This window comes from Nonomuraea sp. JJY05, from assembly GCF_043496855.1.
In the GTDB taxonomy this organism is placed as follows: domain Bacteria; phylum Actinomycetota; class Actinomycetes; order Streptosporangiales; family Streptosporangiaceae; genus Nonomuraea.
The window spans coordinates 1-17371 of the sequence record NZ_JBIEIS010000093.1 but is presented as its reverse complement, the minus strand read 5'-3'; the positions used below and the strand labels follow the sequence as shown (position 1 = coordinate 17371).

The following is a 17371-nucleotide window of genomic DNA, read 5'->3' as shown; positions in this document are numbered from 1 at the left end:
CGGCGCCCCGGTCGGCCGCCGGGCCCGCCACCGCCATGCCGAGCTCGGAAACGGCGCCGTCACGGGTCGCCACGGCTGCGAGGTCGGCGGCACCGTCACGGGCCGCCACGGCTACGAGGTCAGCGGCGCCCTCGCGGGCCGCGAGGTCGGCGGCGCCGTCCTCGGCCGAGGCGGCGGCCGCCGGCTCCCCCTCTGCGGCGCGATCGCGGGTCTCGGGACCCGCCGTCGTCGAGGCCGCGACATCCAGAGCCTCCGGCAGCTGCTCGGCCCCCGCGCCCCGCTCGCCACCCTCCAGCGGCACGTCCGCCATCGTCGTCCTCCCTGGTAAATCGACCACCATGCGACATCCCGCACAGTCGTCGATGCGAATGGAACCCCCGTGCAGCTCGACGATCTCCTTCACGATGGCCAGCCCCAGCCCGGCGCCCCCGGAGTCGGCCGCCCGACCGGCGTCGAGCCGGGAGAAGCGCTCGAACACGCGCCCCCTGGCCGCGACCGGGATCCCCGGCCCCTGGTCGGCGACGGCCAGCCGCACCCCGGCCCGCTCCGCCGCGACGGTCACGGTCACCAGCCCGTTCGGAGGGCTGTGCCGTACCGCGTTGTCCAGGAGGTTCGCCAGGACCTGCGCGAGCAGGTCGGGGTCGGCGCGCACCACCAGGTCGGCGGGGACCGACGCCCGGATCACGACGTCCTCGCGGGCCAGCGCCCCCTCGCGCACCGCCTGCTCGACCAGCGGCGCCAGCTCGACGGCCTCGGGCTCGATCAGGCGTACGCCCGAGTCCAGCCGCGACAGGTCCAAGAGCTGGGCCACGAGGCGGCCGAGGCGCTCGGTCTGGGCGAGCGCGGTCCGCATGGTGACGGGGTCGGGCGCGGAGACGCCGTCCACGACGTTCTCCAGGACCGCGCGCAGGCCGGTGATGGGGGTGCGCAGCTCGTGGCTGACGTTCGCGATGAGCTCGCGCCGCTGCCGGTCAACCTCGCCGAGGTCGGCGGCCATCGCGTTGAACGCCCTGGCCAGCTCCCCGACCTCGTCCCGGGACGTGGCGGTGACGCGCAGCCCGTACAGCCCCTTGGCGATCGTCTGGGCGGCGCTGGCCATCTGGCGCAGCGGCTTGGTCATCCCCATGGCCAGCAGCTGCACCATGATCAGCGCCAGGACCACGGCGACCGCGATGCGTACCTCGCGAGACAGGCCCGAGTTGAGCCCGACCTCGTTCACCACGAACGCGGTCCCCACGGCCAGCACGATCACGATGCCGAGCTTGACCTTGATGCGGCCGAGGAAGTCGAGCGGCCTCATCGGCGCACCAGGGCGTAGCCGACGCCGTGCACCGTGCGCACCACGTCGGAGCCCAGCTTGCGGCGCAGCGCCCGCACGTGGCTGTCGACGGTCCTGGTCGCCGCCGCCTCCGAGAAGCCCCACACGTCCGACAGCAGCCGGTCCCGCTCGAACACCTGCCCGGGCCGCTCCGCCAACCGGCGCAGCAGGTCGAACTCCGTCCTGGTGAGCTGCGCCTCCGCGCCCCCGACGAACACCCGGCGGGCCGCGGTGTCGATCTCCACCTCGCCGACCCTGATCACCGTGTCCTCGGCCGCGAGCTGCGCCGCCCGCTCGACCCTGCGCAGCAGCGCGTGGATCCTGGCCACGAGCTCGCGCATGCTGAACGGCTTGGCCAGGTAGTCGTCGGCCCCGACGCCCAGCCCGACCAGCACGTCGGTCTCCTCGCCGAGCGCGGTCAGCATGAGCACGGGCACCGGCCTGGCCGCCTGCATCCGGCGGCACACCTCCAGCCCGTCGAGCCCCGGCAGCAGCCGATCGAGGATCACCAGGTCCGGTTCCGCCTTGCCGTACTGGATCAGGGCGTCCTGCCCGTCGCCGGCCACCCTGACGTCGAAGCCCTCGGCGGCCAGCCGGTTCCGTACGGCCAGCGCGATCGTCTGATCGTCCTCGACCACGAGAATGCGTCGCTGCTCTGCCACGAACGAAAGCCTAGAAGCGCGCTGTGCAGACGACACTCCTAAATTTGTGCACATACAGTGCAGACTTGGCTGGTGAACACAGCCGGATACCTCCGCCGCATCGGCCTGCCCAGCCTCCTCGACGCCCCCACCAGCGCGGAGAACCTGCGGGCGCTCCACGCCGCGCACCTCGAAAAGGTCCCGTACGAGGCGCTGGAGATCTGGCTCGACCGCCCCACCACCGTCGATCCCGTCGAGTCCGCCGAGCGCGTCATCGGGGGGCGCGGCGGATACTGCTACCACCTCAACGGCGCGTTCTCCGAGCTGATCAGGTCGCTGGGGTACGACGTGACCAGGCACGTCGGCGGGGTCCAGAACCGGGGCGCCGAGCCCGGCATCACCGCCAACCACCTGGTGCTCACCGTGCGCGGCCTGCCGTCGGAGGGCAATCCGGGCGGTGGGTGGCTGGTCGACCTCGGGCTCGGGGACGGGTTCCACGAGCCGCTGCCGCTGGTGGAGGGCACATACGAGCAGGGGCCGTTCACCTACGTCCTGCGCCCGTCCGAGGTCGCGCCGGGCGGCTGGCGGCTCGAACACGATCCGAGCGGCTCGTTCGAGGGCATGGACTTCGGCCCGGCTCCGACGGACATGTCGGCGTTCGTCGATATGCACCGGCATTTGACGACGTCACCGACGTCCGGGTTCGTGCGCATCGCCACCGTCCAGCGGCGCGACGCGTACGGCGTGGACAGCCTGCGCGGGCTCACGCTGAAGCGCATCGGCGGCCGGACGCTCTCGGTCACCCTGGACGACGCCCGCGACTACTACGCGGCGCTGGCGGACATCTTCCTGCTCCCGCTCACCGACGTGAGCGGCCCGGAGAAGGAGAAGCTGTGGCGCAGACTGTACGAGGCGCATGAGGCCTGGCTGACCAGTGACGCGACGTGACACCCTTGCGCTATCGTGCACCTCGACATGGGTGAGACCCGGAAGCTGGCCGGTCGCTACCGGCTGCTGAATCCCCTGGCCGCGGGCTCCGTGCGGCTGGCCTTCGACGAGTCGGAGCACCGCGATGTCACGGTCAGGGAGCTGCGGGTTCCGGCCGAGCTGCGCGACGCCGCCCTGGAGGAGGCCCACCGCGCGTCCACGCTGCGGCACGCCTCGATCGTGCGGGTGCTCGACGTGGTGATCGAGGACCAGACGCCGTGGCTGGTCATGGAGTTCGTGTCGGGGGCGTCGCTCGAGCAGACCGTACGCGCCCGCCGCCCGCTCCCGGTCGCGCAGGCGGCCAGGATCGGGGTCTGCGTCCTGTCCGCCCTGACGACGGCGCACGAGGCCGGGATCGTGCACGGGCGCGTGGAGCCCGGCAACGTCCTGCTCACCCCGACGGGCCGGGCGGTGCTCACCGGCTTCGGCTTCCCCAGCCTCAGCATGCTGCCCTCCGCGGACCTGTGGTCCCTGGCCGCCACGCTGCACTTCGCGGTGGAGGGCCGCCCGCCCGGCCAGGTGCCCGCGGAGGGCGCCGACCCGCTCAGGACGCTGATCAGAGCCATGCTCCACCCGGCGGGGCCCCCGACGACGGACGTGATCCGCAAGACCCTGGACCTCCTGGCCGTGAGCCGCCCGCTGGATGTGATCATCGGGCTGTTCGGGCCGCTGCCGATTCCCGTGGTGGCCACGATGGGGCTCGCCCTGATCGAGCAGCTTCAGGCCGTGGAGGAGTTCCACGGCGGGATCCAGCCCGGCAACGTCCTCATTGACGACCGGGGCCGGGCCCATCTGACCCCGCTGCTGAGGTCGGGAACGCTCCCGGCCTACACGGCTCCGGAGGCCTCCGCCACCCTGGCCGCCGATCTGTGGTCCCTGGGCGCCACGCTCTTCACCGCCGTCGAGGGCGTGCCGCCCTCGCCCGGCGCGCCGCTGACCAGAGCGGGCGCGCTGGCTCACGTGCTGTTTCGCCTTTTGTCAGGCAATCCGTTGGAACGTCCCACTCCGGACGAGCTCCGCCGCGACCTCCGGCTGGTACAACACACTCGTTGAGATACATCGCGATCGGAACCAAAGCGATGGGCTCACTCGTTGGACGGGCGACGCAGAATGTGGGAGAGGCGGGGCACGCGCTCCGTGTTCGCAAGAAGCTCGGAGGAAGTTGTATGTCGCCAATCCAGAAGTACGCCATTGGCGCCGGCGCCGCGGTTCTGCTCTCGCTGATCATCTTCGGGACCGGATGGGTGACCCTGCTGGTCATCCTCGGCGTGATCGCCGCCCCCGTGGTCGGCTACCTGATGCTCGACCCGTCGCAGCGCGAACGGCTCAAGAGGGCCCGCAGGCGCGGCATCGGCCACTGAACTCCGCGCGGCGGGGGCCGGGCACGGCCTCCGCCGCGGGCTCAGACGTCCGTCACGGGCTCAGGCGTCCGCCGTCGCCGCCGCCTGCTCCGTCCGCACGCGCTGGGTCACCCTGCGCTCGATGTAGAACGACAGGAACGGCACCGTGCCCCCGACCATGACGCCGAGCATGTACTGCCACGTCCAGCGCGCCTTCATGCCCAGGTTCATGACCGCGACCAGGTAGAGCATGTAGAGCCCGCCGTGGATGGGCGCGATGACCTTCGACAGCGTCGGGTCGCCGAAGCCGTAACGCACCACCATGGCCACGCAGAGCACGAGCAGCATGCAGCCGACCACGTACGCGAGCACCCGGAAGGGCTTCAGAGCCGATTCCACGATTAACCTTCCAGAGCCATCTCAGGGGACTTGGCACGGTCCCGATCGGTTCGTACGGCATCGCGTACGAAGTGGAACCACATGAATACGGCGAATCCAGCGAAGATCCACCAATTGGCGGCATATGCCAGGTTACGCCAGGTCAGCGTGCCACCCACCACCGGCGGATCGATCTTGACCTGCGCCAGCGAGCCGGACGGCGGCTGCGCCACGACGAAGCCGGTGCGTACCTGCTGGCCGCTCCACAGGTTGACCAGCTCACCCGTGGACACCGTCTGCACCTGACCGGCGGGCAGTCCCTCCGCGCGCCGCTGCACGCTGTCGGTGCCCTGCTGCGGCCGCAGCCGCCCGGCCACCGTGACCCTGCCCTGCGGCACCGCGGAGGCCGCCGGGTCGTCCGCCTTGGCCGTCCAGCCCCGCACCACCGGCATCAGCGTGCCGTCGTCGAGCCGGAGCGGCGTGAGCACCCAGTAGCCGCGGTCGCGCGAGACGTTGCCGCCGGGCGCGTCGACGTCGGCCCGCCGGTCGGCGACCAGGAGCTGGCGGCCGGCCTCGTAGACCCCCTCCGCCGTGACCTTGCGGCCCACGAGCTCACCGCTCAGCTGCGGGCCCACCTGGGCGAGCGTGCCGACCGCGACGGGCCCGGGATCGGTGGCGGCGTGCGGCCTGCCCGAATCCTGGAAAACGCCGAGCTGCCAGCGCCCGAGCAGGATGAACGCGACGAGGACCCCGATCGTGAGCAGGTGCAACCCCATGAGACGGGGAGAGAGCAGGGTCCTCAGCATGCTTCAAAGCTATCCGCCGGGTGGGGTGGTCCCCTAATCAGCCCACGCCTACCGATACCAACAAACAGTGCAAACGGCACAGGCGCTCACGCTAGGCTGCTGGCCATGTCTGACCAGCATATCGACCCTTCGGGCAGCACCCAGCAGTTCAAGGCTTTCGCGCAGCGCCGCGAGCAGGAAGCCGCCGCCACCCCCAAGAAGTCCCCCATCGTGCCGATCATCGCGGTCGTCGTCGCGATCGTGATCGTCGGCGTCGCCGCCTTCCTCCTGCTGAAGTAACCCCAGATCTGATCCACCCGCCGCGGGGGCCGTGGCGGGTTGTCGCCGTTCACACAGCCGTCCTTCCGGCCCGCCCAACGACGCGCGGGCCCTCGGCCACCCCGCCTCCCTTCGTACGCCGCTCCGGCCCGCGAGGCGGACGCCTCCCCCGGCCCTCAACCGAAGCGCGACGGCGCAGCTTGCACACGAGCCACGGCCCGCCCACGGTAACCACCGCCGTCCAGGGCTGGGGCGCGCCACGATCAACGGCTCGGGGATCAACGGAGCGTGCGGCAGGCGGTGGTACCGCAGCAGGCCTCCGGTGCGCTGTCGACGCTCTTTTCTCCGCGCTGGTGAGGGTCCGCCCGCGATGGCGGCTGTGAAAATCGCTGTCCGATTGTCGGAACGCAGTGATAGAGATTCCGGGTGACAATGACACTCGAGTTCCCCGTTCTGCTGCGACTGATCGAGGAACGGTCGACTGCCTTCCGCGCCGCGGTCGCCTCCGCGCCCAGCCTCGACGTACAGGTGCCGACCTGCCCCGAGTGGACACTGTTCGATCTGGCGCAGCACATCGGCGAGGGGCGCCGCGACTGGGCCGCCACCGTCGCCGCAGGGCCTGCTCCGGCCAAGTCCGCAGCGGAGGGCGCCCCGGCTGCGCCTCGGGAGCGCGAGGCCCTGCTGGCCTGGTTGGCGGAGTCCACGGAGCAACTGGTGGACGCATTGCGGAAGGCCGGCCCGGATCGCGGTTGCTGGACGTGGTGGGAGACGTCGCAGTCGCCGCAGACCTCCGGTGCCGTAGCTCGGCACCAGCTCCAGCAGATGGCGGTGCACACGTACGACGCCCAGATCACCGTAGGTGCCCCGCGGCCGCTGCCGAACGAGGTGGCGCTCGACGGTGTCGACGAGTTCCTGTCCACCTGCGTCGCAACGACGAGTGCCTGGCCGCACAAGCCCGCTGCCGTCGACTTCCACGCCTCCGAGGGCCGCTCCTGGCGCCTCTCGCTCTCCGCCGACGGCGCACGGACCGCCCGCCTCCCCGGGCCCGGCACCATGGCCACCGCTGCCGGCCAGGACTCGAACGCGGCCGCCGCCTCCGCCTCCGCTCGGGGCACGGCCAGCGAGCTGGTCCTCATCCTGTACGACCGTATCCCGATCAACTCCCTGGAGCTCGACGGCGACCGACGTCTCTTCGAGCAGCTCAGCGCCTGGGATCCGGATGAGTAGGACGTGACGATGCGCCACCTCGTACGCCCCGGGGCATGCCTCCCGCCAACGGCTACAACCACGCCGTGGTGGCCTCGGGGCCGCGGGGGGAGCAGACCGTCACGGCTGCGAAGCGGCTGACCAAGGCGGCGGCTCACAAGCTGATCGGTGCGCCTGGTCGGCACCTGACGCCGTCAGTTCTCAGCGCCGTCCTCGCCGTCCTCGCCGTCCTCGCCGTCATCGCCGTCATCGCCGTCCTCGCCGTCCTCGTCGTCCTCGCCGTCCTCGCCGTCATCGAGTCCGGCCGCGTCCGGGTCGCGCAGCGGGCGCAGGGTGCCGCCCGCCGACTGGTGGGGGTGAAGCCGCGGCGATGCCCACCGCGCAGGAGCGCTATCGAGGTTGATGGACCGGCTCAGTGAGCAGGTCGAAGATCTGGTTCTCACCGCTACACACAGGTATGGATGTCATGTCAGCAGCAAGGTCTTGCCCGTGAAGCGGCGTGCTTCGATGTCGGCATGCGCGGTGGCGGCCGCTGCCAGCGGATAGCTCTGACCGATGACCGGAGCCAGCCGCCCTGCGGCGGCTTCACCCAGCACATGCGTCACCCGCCGGTGGTTGTCCGGCCAAAACTCCGGCAGCTGCGACATGTCCACCACCGTGAGCCGCCGCTGGTCCGCGTCACTGATCACGGTCTGCGCGCCGCTGCTCATGCCGTACCCCGAGAACCGGCCCCCGTCCGCGAGCAGGGACACTGCTGTCGCGCCGATTTGGCCGCCGATTCCGTCGAACACCACATCCACTCCGTGCCCGCCGGTGAGCGTGCGCACCTGGTCGGGCCAGGTCGGCATGGAGTACTCGACCGCCTCGGCGCCCAACTGCAGCGCGACGGAGCGCTTCTTCGCTCCGTACACGGCGGCGATGACCGTCGCCCCCGCCGCAAGAGCAAGCTGCACAAGGAGATTGCCGAGACCCCCTACCCCCGGCGCGACCAGGACCCGCTCTCCCGTCCGCACCGGGGTCCGTTCCAGCAAGGCCAGAGCGGTGCTGCCATCGTCCATCACGGCCATGGCGCTGCGCAGGTCGAGGTCCGCCGGCACCGGGAAGGCGGTCTCGAGCGCGGCGACCACCGTGTCGGCGTAGCCTCCGCCGTAACCGTCGCTCGCCGCTCGGGCGACCACCCGGGCGCCCAGCCAGCTGCCGTCCACCCCCGCCCCGACCGCGGCGACCGTACCCGCAACCGCGCCGCCAGGAACATATGGCGGATCCACCGCGAACACCTCGGGACCGTTGCCGGCGCGAATCAGGGTATCCATCCAGGTCACGCCCACGACAGCTACCTCGATACCGATTTGTCCTGCTCCCGGCGCGGGTGTGGGCAGGTCTACCAGTTCCAGAACATGAGGGGCGCCGAATCGGGTCGCCATGATCGCTCGCATGGGTTCAAGCATCCAACCTCAACTCGACTTGAGGTCAAGCGGCGCCGGCGCTGGCTTTCGGGGTCCATGCCTGCGGCCTTCTCCTGGTCAGCCGCCTGGTCATGAGCGTGATCGAGGCAACGGCCAGGTGTGCTTCGCTGTGCGAGGGAGCAGGCCGAGCGTGTCCATAACCCTCCCCGACACCCTCTTTCCGGCGTCATAGGACCGGGAACGGCCGGTCACGGTGGCCCGCGCGCATGAGCAGCGGGGTGAGCGCCGGCGGAGCCGAGCGGGCACAGGGCGGCCTGCGCGCAGGGGACCGTAGACGCGAGGGCCGGGGACGCGGAGGACCGGGGACGCGGAGGACCGGGGACGCGGAGGACCGGGGACGCGGAGGACCGGGGCGCGATCGGGGGCCGGGTGGGGGTGAGTGCCGGGGGTGCGCATGGGTAGCGGGCAGGCGCGAGGAGGGCGTGAGGGGGGTCACCCTGGACCTCGGCGAGACGGGGTTATTAAATTGGATATAGCGTCCAATAAGCGCCGCCCCGGGAGGTCACATGCCAGGGTTAGCGATCATCGGGTCCGGGTTCGCCGGGATCGGCATGGCCATCAAGCTCAAAGAGGCGGGGTACCACGACTTCGTCATCCTGGAGAAGGCCGCCGACCTGGGCGGCACCTGGCGGGACAACACCTACCCCGGCTGCGCGTGCGACGTCCCCTCGCACATGTACTCCTACTCGTACGAGCTGAACCCGGGCTGGTCCCGCATGTTCTCCCCACAGGAGGAGATCTGGGACTACATGCGCTCGTGTGCCGACAAGTACGGCGTGACCCCGCACCTCCGATACGGCAAACGCGTCGTCGCGCTCGAGTACGACGACCACAGGCGCGACTGGTCGATCACCACGGACGACGGGGCGACGTTGCGGGTGAACGCCGTCGTCTCGGCCATCGGCGCCCTACATATACCGAAATTTCCAGAAATTTCGGGGCGCGAGTCCTTCGCGGGCCCCGCCTTCCACTCCGCCGAATGGGACCACTCGATCGACCTGACCGGCAAGCGCGTGGCCGTCGTCGGCACCGGCGCCTCCGCCATCCAGTTCGTCCCCCAGATCGCGCCCACCGTGGACCACCTGACGATCTTCCAGCGCACTCCCCCGTGGATCCACCCCAAGCCGGACTTCGCCATCACCCCCACCGCACGCCGGATCCTCGGCCTCCCCGGCCTGGCCAGAACCATGCGCAACGCCATCTACTGGGCCCTGGAGACGCGGGCGCTCGGCTTCACCGTCGACCCGCGCCTGATGAAGGCCCACGAGAAGCTGGCCCTCAGGCATCTCGAAGCCCAGGTCCCCGACCCGGACCTGCGCCGCAGGCTCACCCCCGGCTACCTGATCGGGTGCAAGCGCATCCTCATCTCCAGCGACTACTATCCCGCCCTCACCAGGGACAACGTCGAGCTGGTGACCGACGGGGTCACCGAGATCAGGCCGCGCTCGGTCGTGGACTCCTCCGGCGCCGAGCACGAGGTCGACGCGATCATCTACGGCACCGGCTTCAAGGTCGTCGACGCGCTGCAGGAGCAGCACATCGTCGGCAAGGGCGGCCGCAAGCTCCAGGACGCCTGGCAGGACGGCATCGAGACCTACTACGGCATCACCACGGCCGGCTTCCCGAACCTGTTCTTCCTGCTCGGCCCCAACACCGGCCTCGGGCACAACTCGGTCGTGTTCATGATCGAGTCGCAGGTCCGCTACGTCATCGACTGCCTCCGCCTGCTGTCGAGGACACAGGCCAGGGCCGTGGACGTCAAGCCGGACGCGCAGCGGGCCTTCGCCCGCCGCCTGCGCGAACGGCTCGACCCCCTCGTCTGGAACGCGGGCGGCTGCGACTCCTGGTATCTGGACGAGCATGGAGTGAACCGGACGATCTGGCCGGGCTTCACCTTCGAGTACTGGGCGCGTACCAGGAGGGTGAAGCCCAGCGCGTACGAGCTCATTTACTGAGGGAACAGGCAGAACTCGTTGCCCTCGGGGTCGGCCAGCGTCACCCAGTCGTCGTAGGTGGCCAGCACCGTGGCGCCCAGCGCCACCAGCCGGTCGATCTCGGCGTCGAGGTCGTCGGCGCGCAGGTCGAGGTGGAGCCGGTTCTTGACGACCTTGCGCTCGGGCACGTGCTGGAACCACAGCCGTGGCGGCCCGCCCTCGACCAGCACCGTGGGGTCGTCCTCGGGGTCCGAGATACCCTCGCCGCGCAGCCGAGTCAGCTCGGCCTCGTCGTACGGCGCCACGGCGTAGCCGTCGAGCGCCGCCGCCCAGAACCTGGCCAGCGACGCCGGGTGGCGGCAGTCCACCACCACGTCACGCAGCCGGGCCATCGGGCTTCCTCGCCTCGATGAGGAACCTGGAGGAATGAGCCACGAACGGACCCTCCGCCTCGATCCGGTCGTGCAGCTCGCGCAACCGGTCCGCGTACCGCTCGACCGAGAAGCCCGGCACGATCCAGATCACCTTCCGCAGGAAGTAGATCACCGCCCCCACGTCGCAGAACTCCATCCGCAGCCGCTCGAACCGCAGGTCCACGACTTCGAGCCCGGCCGCCTCGGCCGCCGCCCCGGCCTTGTCGGGGTCGCGGGACGAGCCGTCGTGGGGGCCCATGAAGTAGTGCGTCAGCTCCGCGACGCTCCACGGCCCGACCTGCTGCGAGAAGTAGGCGCCGCCGGGGCGCAGCACGCGGGCGATCTCCTCCCACCAGGTCGCCACCGGGTGGCGGCTGGTGATCAGGTCGAAGGCCCCGTCCCGGAACGGCAGGCGCGGATCATCGTCGTCGGCCACCACCCACGCCCCGCGCGGGCGCAGCCGCGAGGCGGCCAGCTTGAGGTTGGGCGGCCACGACTCGGTGGCCACGGTCACCGCCGGCAGCCTGGGCACGCCGGCCAGGATCTCGCCCCCGCCGGTCTGGAGGTCGAGCGCGGCCTCGGCCCCGGCCATCCGCTCGCCGAGCAGCCGGGCGTACCCCCAGGAGGGCCGCTCCTCACTGGCCCGGCCCTCGAGCCAGGAGAAGTCCCAGCCGTCTACGGAGGCCGTGGCGGCCTCCTGGACGAGGTCGTCGTACGTGCGGCTCATTCTTCGACCTTGTCAGCGGTCCCGCCGGACGTTCAACCAAATTTCGCCATACGCTGCGCATCATGCCCAGCGGCTGCGTACCGCCGCGCGGTCGATGCGGAGGTGGTCGATCAGCCCCGCGACCGGATCGGGCCGTCCCTGCGCCAGCAGGGCGAGCACCAGTTGCCGGGGCGCCTCGGCCGCCCTGGTCTTCATCGTCGTCCCCTTGATGGCCTGGTTGATGGTGGCGCGGGCGCTCGACGTGAGCGCGGTGCCGGGCACCGGCGGATGCTTGCGCGGCACCCGCGGCAGGTCACCGACCTCCAGGCCGAGCATGCGCAGCGCCGCCCGGTCGAGCTCGTCGAGCGCGGCCCGCGCGCCCGCCACGTCCACGCCGAGAGCCCGGGCGAGGTCGGCGTCGTGCAGGACGCCGAGCAGCAGGTGCTCGGTGCCCATCCGCCGGTCGCCCCGCTGCCTGGCCTCCTCGAACGCGGCTTTGACGATCACACCGAACCGGCTCTTCTCGAAGCCGAACATCGCGAACCCCTCACTTCCCGTATTTGGCGTGCACCGACTGCCGTGACATGCCGAGCGCGTCGCCGATCTGCTCCCAGGTCCAGCCCTGCTCCCTGGCCAGCGCCACCGACACCGCCTCGACCTGCTCTGCCAGCCGGTGCAGCGCGCCCACCGACCGCAGGCCCAAGGCCGGGTCGTTCGACCTGATCCGTTCGGAGAGCTCTGTTACGTCCACCCTGTCAGGCTAGATTGACAGTCCTGTGTTTGTCAATCTAGCCTGACAGCCATGGATGACGTGTTGATCGTGGGGGCGGGACCCGTGGGGCTCATGCTCGCGTGCGAGCTGGGCCTGGCGGGAGTCCGCCCGATCGTGCTGGAGAAGAGGCCGGAGCCGAGCGAGCTGCCCAGGGCCAACGGCCTGGGCGGGCAGATCGTCGACCTGCTCGACCATCGCGGCCTGCTGGAGCGCTTCAGCGCCGGCAGCCCGTTCGCCGGGCGGCCGCCCGGGTTCCCGTTCGGCTCGGTGCCGCTGCGCTTCGCGGGGCTGGCCGACCTGCCGTTACGGCTGCTGATGATCCAGCAACCGCGGATGGAGCAGCTGCTCGCCGAGCGCGCCAAGGAGCTCGGAGCCGAGGTCAGGCGGGGCTGCGAGGTGCTCTCGCTCGCCCAGGACGAGGAGGGGGTGACGCTGGAGCTCGCGGACGGCCGCGGCGGCCGCACCCGGCTGCGGGCCCGCTACGTGGTGGGCTGCGACGGCGGGCGCAGCAGCGTACGGCGGCAGGCCGGGATCGGCTTCCCCGGCACGACCGACGACGAGGTGCTGCGGCTCGGGCACTTCGCGACCGGTGCGGACACGAGCGTCTTCGAGGCGCTGGAGACCGACGGCCTGGCGCCGGGCTGGAACCGCACCCCGAAGGGCCGTCTCCTGCTCACCTCGCTCCAGCACGGCGTGCTGATCGCCGGGGTGCGGGAGAAGGGGGCTCCCGGCGACGGCCCCGTGACGCCGGAGGACTTCCGGGCGGCCGTACGCCGCGTGCTGGGCCGGGACCTGTCCTTGGGGGAGCCGATCTGGCTGTCCAGCACGGTCGCGCAGGCGCGGCTGGCCGAGCGGTACCGGGCGGGGCGGGTGTTCGTGGCCGGGGACGCCGCGCACCTGTTCCCCGCGGGCGGCTCGGCGCTCAACGTCGGCATGACGGACGCGGCCAACCTCGCCTGGAAGCTGGCCGCCACGCTCCGGGGGAGGGCGTCCGACGGGCTCCTGGACACGTACGAGTCCGAGCGGCGGCCCGTGGCCGAGCGCGCCCTCATGCAGACGCGGGCGCAGGCGGTGCTCGACCGATTGGAGGGCGAGGACGGGGCGGCGTTGCGGGAGCTGCTCACCGAGGTGTTCGCCTTCGAGGAGCCGCTGCGGCACGTGGCCGGGCTGCTGCACGACTCCGGCGTCCGGTACGGCCCGGCGGCGCACCCGCTGGTGGGCCGGTTCGTCCCCGATCTGACGCTGGCCGGCGGGCGGCGGGTGGCCGAGCTCATGCGCGAGGGCCGGCCCGTGCTGCTCGACCTGGGCGGCGGCGCGACCCTCGACGACGACTGGATCGACGTGGTCAGGGCCCATGCCGACGACCCGCCCGCCGACGCGCTGCTGATCCGCCCCGACGGCTACGTCGCCTGGGCGGGCACCGACGGGCTCGCGGAGGCGGCCCGGGAGTGGTTCAACCTCACAGCCAGCCGGGCTTGACCAGGCCGGACTCGTAGGCGATCACCACGAGCTGGGCACGGTCGCGGGCGTGCAGCTTCATCATGGCCCGGCTCACGTGTGTCTTGGCCGTCGCCGGTGACATGAACAGCTTGGCCGCGATCTCATCGTTCGTCATGCCGGTGCCGACCAGGGCGAGCACCTCGCGTTCGCGCTCGGTGAGCTGGTCGAGCCCGTCGGCGGCGATCGGTTCCTTGGCCCGGGAGGCGTACTCGGCGATCAGCCGCCGCGTCACGCTCGGCGACAGCAGCGCCTCCCCCGCCGCCACCACCCGGACGGCCTGGATCAGCTCGGCCGGCTCGGTGTCCTTGACCAGGAAGCCGCTGGCACCGCCGCGCAGCGCCTCGAAGACGTACTCGTCCAGCTCGAACGTCGTCAGGATGATGATGTGCGGCCCCGGCGGCATCTGCCGGGTGGCGGTCAGGCCGTCGGTGCCGGGCATGCGGATGTCCATCAGCACCACGTCCGGCTGGTGCTCGCCCGCCAGCCGGACCGCCTCCGCGCCGTCGGAGGCCTCGGCCACCACGGTCATGTCCGGCTGGGCGTCGAGCAGCGCCTTGAAGCCCGCCCGGACCAGCGCCTGGTCGTCGGCCAGCAGCACCTTGATCATGAGGTCTCCTCGGGTAGTGGCAGCCGGGCCTCGACCTGGAACCCCGTGCCGGACGGCCCGGCGACCAGCGTGCCGCCCAGCGCGGAGGCCCGCTCGCGCATGCCGGGGATGCCGTTGCCGCTGCCCGCCTCGGACAGCACGGGGGCGGTCGTCGCGCCGGTGTCCGCGACGTGGATGGCCAGCTCGTGCTCGCCGTATTCCAGACGCACGCTCACCGACGAGCCGGGCGCGTACCTGGCGGCGTTGGTCAGCGACTCCTGCACGATCCGGTACGCGGCCCGCTCCACCTGCGGCGGCAGCGGCCGCGAGCCGACGCGTTTGAGCTTCACGTCCATACCCGAGCGCTCGACCAGCTCGTCGAGGCGGTCGAGCCCGGCCGTGGGGGAACGGGGCGCCCCTTCGCGAAGGACGTTCAGGACCGAGCGCATCTCGCCCAGAACCTCCTTGGACGCCGTCTTGATGGTGGCCAGAGCGGTCTTGGCGTGTTCGGGGTTGTCGTCGATGAGGTGCAGCGCGGTGGACGCCTGCACGTGGATGAGCGAGATGTTGTGCGCGAGCACGTCGTGCAGCTCCTGCGCCATGGTCAGCCGCTCCTCGCTGGCCTGCCGCCTGGCCTCCTCCTCGGCGACGCGCTCGCGCTCGGACCTGCGCTCCCTGACGATCCTGACCAGCTCGGCCACGACCATGAGCAGCATGATGAACGTGAGGATCCACACGCTGTGGAAGAGGTCGCGGTTGCCGATCAGCCAGGCGTAGGTGAGGAACGACAGCACCGTCATCCCCGCCATGAACCAGGCCATCGCCCTCCTGCCCCGCGTGACCAGCAGGAACAGCAGGACCGCGGGGCTGATGAAGCTGGGGCCGTAGGCGTACCCGCCGGCCAGGTAGAGGTCGCACGCGCCCAGCGCGGCGGCGGTGGTCAGCAGCGGGAAGCGGCGGTGCAGCAGGATCGCCAGCGGCCCGATCAGCAGCAGCCCATAGGCGTACGGGTCGAGCGGCTCCCGGAGAAACCGCTGCCCCCAGGACGCGCCCTTCGCGACGACGAACTGGGCGGCCGCCACGATGAGGGCGAGATATGGATCGAATCCGAACTTCCCTCGCACGACCCCTACGCTAGATCAGCGCTCTGACCTGCGCATCATCCCTGCGTGTGAGGGGGCCCTACCACGACGGGCGTACGTGAGCCATCGTTAGGACCATGCGCCGAGTGATCGTCCCCGCAGCAGCAGTCCTTGTCACGCTCGTGTCGGCCCCGCCCGCTCTCGCCGGGCCGCAGCAGAAGGTCCCGGTCGCGGAGGGGTACGGCGGTGCCGTCGCCACCGTCGACCTCGACGCCAGCAAGGCCGCCATCGCCGTGCTCAGGAGGGGAGGCAACGCCGTCGACGCCGCCGTCGCCGCGGGCGCGGTGCTGGGCGTCACGGAGCCGTACTCCGCGGGCCTGGCCGGCGGCGGCTTCATGGTGTACTACGACGCCAGGCAGCGCAAGGTCTTCACGATCGACGGCCGTGAGACCGCCCCGCAGGCCATGACCTCGACCACGTTAGAGGGCATCCCGTTCGAGGAGGGCGTCACCAGCGGCCTGTCGGCGGGCATTCCCGGCACGGTCGCGAACTGGGACCTGGCCCTCCGCAAATTCGGCACGATCTCCCTCAAAGAGGCCCTCAAGCCCGCCATCGACGTGGCGTCCAAGGGCTTCGTCGTCGACCAGACCTTCCACCAGCAGACCGCCGACAACGCGGCCCGGTTCAAGGACATCACCTCCACGGCCAAGCTCTACCTCCCCAACGGCGCCCCGCCGCCCGTCGGCTCGGTGTTCAGGAACCCCGAGCTGGCGGCCACGTACCGCGAGCTCGGAAAGCGCGGCCCCGGCTGGCTGTACGGCGGGCAGCTCGGCAAGGAGGTCGTGGCCACCGTCAAGCAGCCGCCCGTCACCCCCGGCAGCACCCGCAACGTCCGGCCGGGCCTAATGGAGCTGTCCGACCTGCGGGCCTACCGCGCGCTCCTGCGCGAGCCCACCAAGATCTCCTACAAGGGCAAGGACGTGTACGGCATGGCGCCCCCGTCCTCCGGCGGCTCGACGGTCGGCGAGGCCCTCAACATCCTCGAAGCCCTCCCCCAGATCGGCCTGCATGAATACCTGGAGGCGTCCCGGCTGGCCTTCGCCGACCGCGGCAAGTACGTCGGCGACCTCCCCGGCGTGCCGCTCAAGGAGCTGCTGTCCGACGGCTTCGCCAAGGAGCGGGCCTGCCTGATCGGCGACCGGGCGACGGCCCACCCGGCGGCGCCCGGCAGCCCGGACGGCTCGTACGAGCCCTGCGCCCAGCCCACCGGCACCGCCACCCCGATCGCGGACGAAGGCCCCGAGACCACCCATCTCGTCGTCGCCGACCGCTGGGGCAACGTGATCGCCTACAACCTGACCATCGAGTCCACCGGCGGCAACGGCATCGTGGTGCCCGGACGCGGCGTGCTGCTCAACAACGAGCTGACCGACTTCACGTTCGGCCCGGCGCCCGGCGACCCCAACCTGCCCGCTCCCGGCAAGCGTCCCCGCTCGTCGATGTCGCCGACGCTGGTGTTCGAGCACGGCAGGCCGGTGCTGGCGGTCGGGTCGCCGGGCGGCTCGACCATCATCACGACCGTGCTGCAGATCCTGGTCAACCGGTACGAGTTCGGCATGAGCCTGCCGGACGCGGTCGCCGCGCCGCGCGCCACGCAGCGCAACACCGCGCAGACCCAGGCCGAGCAGGCGTTCCTGGACAAGTACCGGGCCGAGCTGGAGGCCAAGGGGCACAGCTTCGCGCTCAACCCGGAGATCGGGGCGGCGACGGCGCTGGAGTTCGTCGGCCGGGGCCGGGTCCAGGCCGTCGCCGAGCCCGCCCGCCGCGGCGGCGGCAGCGCGCTGGTGGTGGCGCCCTAGAAGCAACGCCGTTCAGTTAGGGCTGGGGTAGCAGCGTCAAGGGCTGGCCGGGATCATGTTGATGCTGATGGTGGCTTTGTAGGTGGTCCGGTCGATGGCGGGTCCGCGGGCGTTGTATT

The 17371-nt window shown here is 71.2% G+C and carries 20 protein-coding genes; 9 read left to right on the top strand and 11 right to left on the bottom strand.

The window, feature by feature from the left end:
• Both ACFKCF_RS60820 and ACFKCF_RS60815 read right to left on the bottom strand, forming a co-directional pair.
• On the bottom strand, positions 1-1300 hold a 1300-nt coding region (locus tag ACFKCF_RS60820), incomplete at its 3' end, for a sensor histidine kinase (RefSeq protein WP_394506528.1).
• Complete coding sequence (locus tag ACFKCF_RS60815) at positions 1297-1980, bottom strand: response regulator transcription factor (protein WP_313044633.1); 684 nt, start codon at positions 1978-1980, stop codon at positions 1297-1299. The genes ACFKCF_RS60815 and ACFKCF_RS60820, both read right to left, overlap by 4 nt.
• A gap of 72 nt (positions 1981-2052) precedes the next feature.
• Here ACFKCF_RS60815 and ACFKCF_RS60810 point away from each other — a divergent pair, with 72 nt between their 5' ends.
• The 3 genes from ACFKCF_RS60810 (at position 2053) to ACFKCF_RS60800 (ending at position 4307) form a co-directional block, all read left to right on the top strand.
• Complete coding sequence (locus ACFKCF_RS60810; RefSeq protein WP_394506526.1) at positions 2053-2907, top strand: arylamine N-acetyltransferase; 855 nt, start codon at positions 2053-2055, stop codon at positions 2905-2907.
• Positions 2908-2934: 27 nt separating this feature from the next.
• Entirely contained in the window at positions 2935-3999 is a 1065-nt protein-coding gene (locus ACFKCF_RS60805) for a protein kinase (RefSeq protein WP_394506524.1), read from the top strand.
• 113 nt (positions 4000-4112) lie between these two features.
• Positions 4113-4307 (top strand): hypothetical protein, encoded by a 195-nt coding sequence (locus tag ACFKCF_RS60800; protein ID WP_394506522.1) that lies wholly within the window; start codon positions 4113-4115, stop codon positions 4305-4307.
• 60 nt (positions 4308-4367) lie between these two features.
• On the opposite strand, the gene ACFKCF_RS60795 is transcribed toward ACFKCF_RS60800, so the two are convergent.
• Both ACFKCF_RS60795 and ACFKCF_RS60790 read right to left on the bottom strand, forming a co-directional pair.
• Positions 4368-4685 (bottom strand): DUF3817 domain-containing protein, encoded by a 318-nt coding sequence (locus tag ACFKCF_RS60795; RefSeq protein WP_394506521.1) that lies wholly within the window; start codon positions 4683-4685, stop codon positions 4368-4370.
• Between the two features lie 2 nt (positions 4686-4687).
• Positions 4688-5470, bottom strand: coding sequence for an SURF1 family protein (locus ACFKCF_RS60790; RefSeq protein WP_394506519.1), 783 nt, complete (start codon positions 5468-5470; stop codon positions 4688-4690).
• Positions 5471-5575: 105 nt separating this feature from the next.
• Here ACFKCF_RS60790 and ACFKCF_RS60785 point away from each other — a divergent pair, with 105 nt between their 5' ends.
• The 3 genes from ACFKCF_RS60785 to ACFKCF_RS60775 all read left to right on the top strand — a co-directional run bounded on the left by ACFKCF_RS60785 (position 5576) and on the right by ACFKCF_RS60775 (position 7353).
• Complete coding sequence (locus tag ACFKCF_RS60785; protein WP_350728515.1) at positions 5576-5749, top strand: hypothetical protein; 174 nt, start codon at positions 5576-5578, stop codon at positions 5747-5749.
• A 411-nt stretch (positions 5750-6160) separates the two neighbouring features.
• Positions 6161-6955 (top strand): maleylpyruvate isomerase family mycothiol-dependent enzyme, encoded by a 795-nt coding sequence (locus tag ACFKCF_RS60780; protein ID WP_394506530.1) that lies wholly within the window; start codon positions 6161-6163, stop codon positions 6953-6955.
• A gap of 35 nt (positions 6956-6990) precedes the next feature.
• Positions 6991-7353 (top strand): hypothetical protein, encoded by a 363-nt coding sequence (locus tag ACFKCF_RS60775; protein WP_394506517.1) that lies wholly within the window; start codon positions 6991-6993, stop codon positions 7351-7353.
• Between the two features lie 45 nt (positions 7354-7398).
• On the opposite strand, the gene ACFKCF_RS60770 is transcribed toward ACFKCF_RS60775, so the two are convergent.
• The gene (locus tag ACFKCF_RS60770; RefSeq protein ID WP_394506515.1) at positions 7399-8370 is read right to left on the bottom strand and encodes a zinc-binding dehydrogenase; all 972 of its coding nucleotides are present in this window, start codon (positions 8368-8370) and stop codon (positions 7399-7401) included.
• A 536-nt stretch (positions 8371-8906) separates the two neighbouring features.
• Between ACFKCF_RS60770 and ACFKCF_RS60765 the strand changes: the two genes are divergently transcribed.
• Entirely contained in the window at positions 8907-10355 is a 1449-nt protein-coding gene (locus tag ACFKCF_RS60765; protein WP_394506513.1) for a flavin-containing monooxygenase, read from the top strand.
• Here the strand turns inward: ACFKCF_RS60765 and ACFKCF_RS60760 are convergent.
• From ACFKCF_RS60760 to ACFKCF_RS60745, 4 genes are read right to left on the bottom strand one after another with little or no spacing between them, the layout of a single operon-like run.
• A complete protein-coding gene (locus ACFKCF_RS60760; protein ID WP_394506511.1) occupies positions 10349-10726 on the bottom strand; it encodes a VOC family protein in 378 nt (125 codons plus the stop codon). The genes ACFKCF_RS60765 and ACFKCF_RS60760 overlap by 7 nt on opposite strands.
• Complete coding sequence (locus ACFKCF_RS60755; protein WP_394506509.1) at positions 10710-11474, bottom strand: class I SAM-dependent methyltransferase; 765 nt, start codon at positions 11472-11474, stop codon at positions 10710-10712. The genes ACFKCF_RS60760 and ACFKCF_RS60755 overlap by 17 nt, the downstream gene beginning before the upstream one ends.
• 60 nt (positions 11475-11534) lie before the next feature.
• A complete protein-coding gene (locus ACFKCF_RS60750; RefSeq protein ID WP_394506508.1) occupies positions 11535-11990 on the bottom strand; it encodes a Clp protease N-terminal domain-containing protein in 456 nt (151 codons plus the stop codon).
• Positions 11991-12000: 10 nt separating this feature from the next.
• Positions 12001-12204 (bottom strand): helix-turn-helix domain-containing protein, encoded by a 204-nt coding sequence (locus tag ACFKCF_RS60745; protein ID WP_366309842.1) that lies wholly within the window; start codon positions 12202-12204, stop codon positions 12001-12003.
• Positions 12205-12255: 51 nt separating this feature from the next.
• On the opposite strand from ACFKCF_RS60745, the gene ACFKCF_RS60740 reads away from it, so the two are divergent.
• Positions 12256-13704, top strand: coding sequence for an FAD-dependent monooxygenase (locus ACFKCF_RS60740; RefSeq protein WP_394506507.1), 1449 nt, complete (start codon positions 12256-12258; stop codon positions 13702-13704).
• On the opposite strand, the gene ACFKCF_RS60735 is transcribed toward ACFKCF_RS60740, so the two are convergent.
• The gene (locus ACFKCF_RS60735) at positions 13685-14332 is read right to left on the bottom strand and encodes a response regulator (RefSeq protein WP_394506506.1); all 648 of its coding nucleotides are present in this window, start codon (positions 14330-14332) and stop codon (positions 13685-13687) included. The genes ACFKCF_RS60740 and ACFKCF_RS60735 overlap by 20 nt on opposite strands.
• Positions 14329-15435, bottom strand: coding sequence for a sensor histidine kinase (locus ACFKCF_RS60730; RefSeq protein WP_394506505.1), 1107 nt, complete (start codon positions 15433-15435; stop codon positions 14329-14331). Before ACFKCF_RS60730 ends, ACFKCF_RS60735 begins: the two co-directional genes overlap by 4 nt.
• 95 nt (positions 15436-15530) lie before the next feature.
• Between ACFKCF_RS60730 and ggt the strand changes: the two genes are divergently transcribed.
• Positions 15531-17252: a gamma-glutamyltransferase gene (gene ggt / locus ACFKCF_RS60725; protein WP_394506503.1), complete on the top strand. Its 1722-nt coding sequence runs from the start codon at positions 15531-15533 to the stop codon at positions 17250-17252.
• Positions 17253-17371: the final 119 nt, after the last annotated feature.

What these genes read in the sequence shown, in the direction of transcription:
- ACFKCF_RS60805 (WP_394506524.1), top strand. Translation starts at nt 2,935, where the DNA reads ATGGGTGAGACCCGGAAGCTGGCCGGTCGCTACCGGCTGCTGAATCCC.
- ACFKCF_RS60800 (WP_394506522.1), top strand. Translation starts at nt 4,113, where the DNA reads ATGTCGCCAATCCAGAAGTACGCCATTGGCGCCGGCGCCGCGGTTCTG.
- ACFKCF_RS60790 (WP_394506519.1), bottom strand. Translation starts at nt 5,470, where the DNA reads ATGCTGAGGACCCTGCTCTCTCCCCGTCTCATGGGGTTGCACCTGCTC.
- ACFKCF_RS60785 (WP_350728515.1), top strand. Translation starts at nt 5,576, where the DNA reads ATGTCTGACCAGCATATCGACCCTTCGGGCAGCACCCAGCAGTTCAAG.
- ACFKCF_RS60780 (WP_394506530.1), top strand. Translation starts at nt 6,161, where the DNA reads ATGACACTCGAGTTCCCCGTTCTGCTGCGACTGATCGAGGAACGGTCG.
- ACFKCF_RS60775 (WP_394506517.1), top strand. Translation starts at nt 6,991, where the DNA reads ATGCCTCCCGCCAACGGCTACAACCACGCCGTGGTGGCCTCGGGGCCG.
- ACFKCF_RS60770 (WP_394506515.1), bottom strand. Translation starts at nt 8,370, where the DNA reads ATGCGAGCGATCATGGCGACCCGATTCGGCGCCCCTCATGTTCTGGAA.
- ACFKCF_RS60765 (WP_394506513.1), top strand. Translation starts at nt 8,907, where the DNA reads ATGCCAGGGTTAGCGATCATCGGGTCCGGGTTCGCCGGGATCGGCATG.
- ACFKCF_RS60760 (WP_394506511.1), bottom strand. Translation starts at nt 10,726, where the DNA reads ATGGCCCGGCTGCGTGACGTGGTGGTGGACTGCCGCCACCCGGCGTCG.
- ACFKCF_RS60755 (WP_394506509.1), bottom strand. Translation starts at nt 11,474, where the DNA reads ATGAGCCGCACGTACGACGACCTCGTCCAGGAGGCCGCCACGGCCTCC.
- ACFKCF_RS60750 (WP_394506508.1), bottom strand. Translation starts at nt 11,990, where the DNA reads ATGTTCGGCTTCGAGAAGAGCCGGTTCGGTGTGATCGTCAAAGCCGCG.
- ACFKCF_RS60740 (WP_394506507.1), top strand. Translation starts at nt 12,256, where the DNA reads ATGGATGACGTGTTGATCGTGGGGGCGGGACCCGTGGGGCTCATGCTC.
- ACFKCF_RS60735 (WP_394506506.1), bottom strand. Translation starts at nt 14,332, where the DNA reads ATGATCAAGGTGCTGCTGGCCGACGACCAGGCGCTGGTCCGGGCGGGC.
- ggt (WP_394506503.1), top strand. Translation starts at nt 15,531, where the DNA reads ATGCGCCGAGTGATCGTCCCCGCAGCAGCAGTCCTTGTCACGCTCGTG.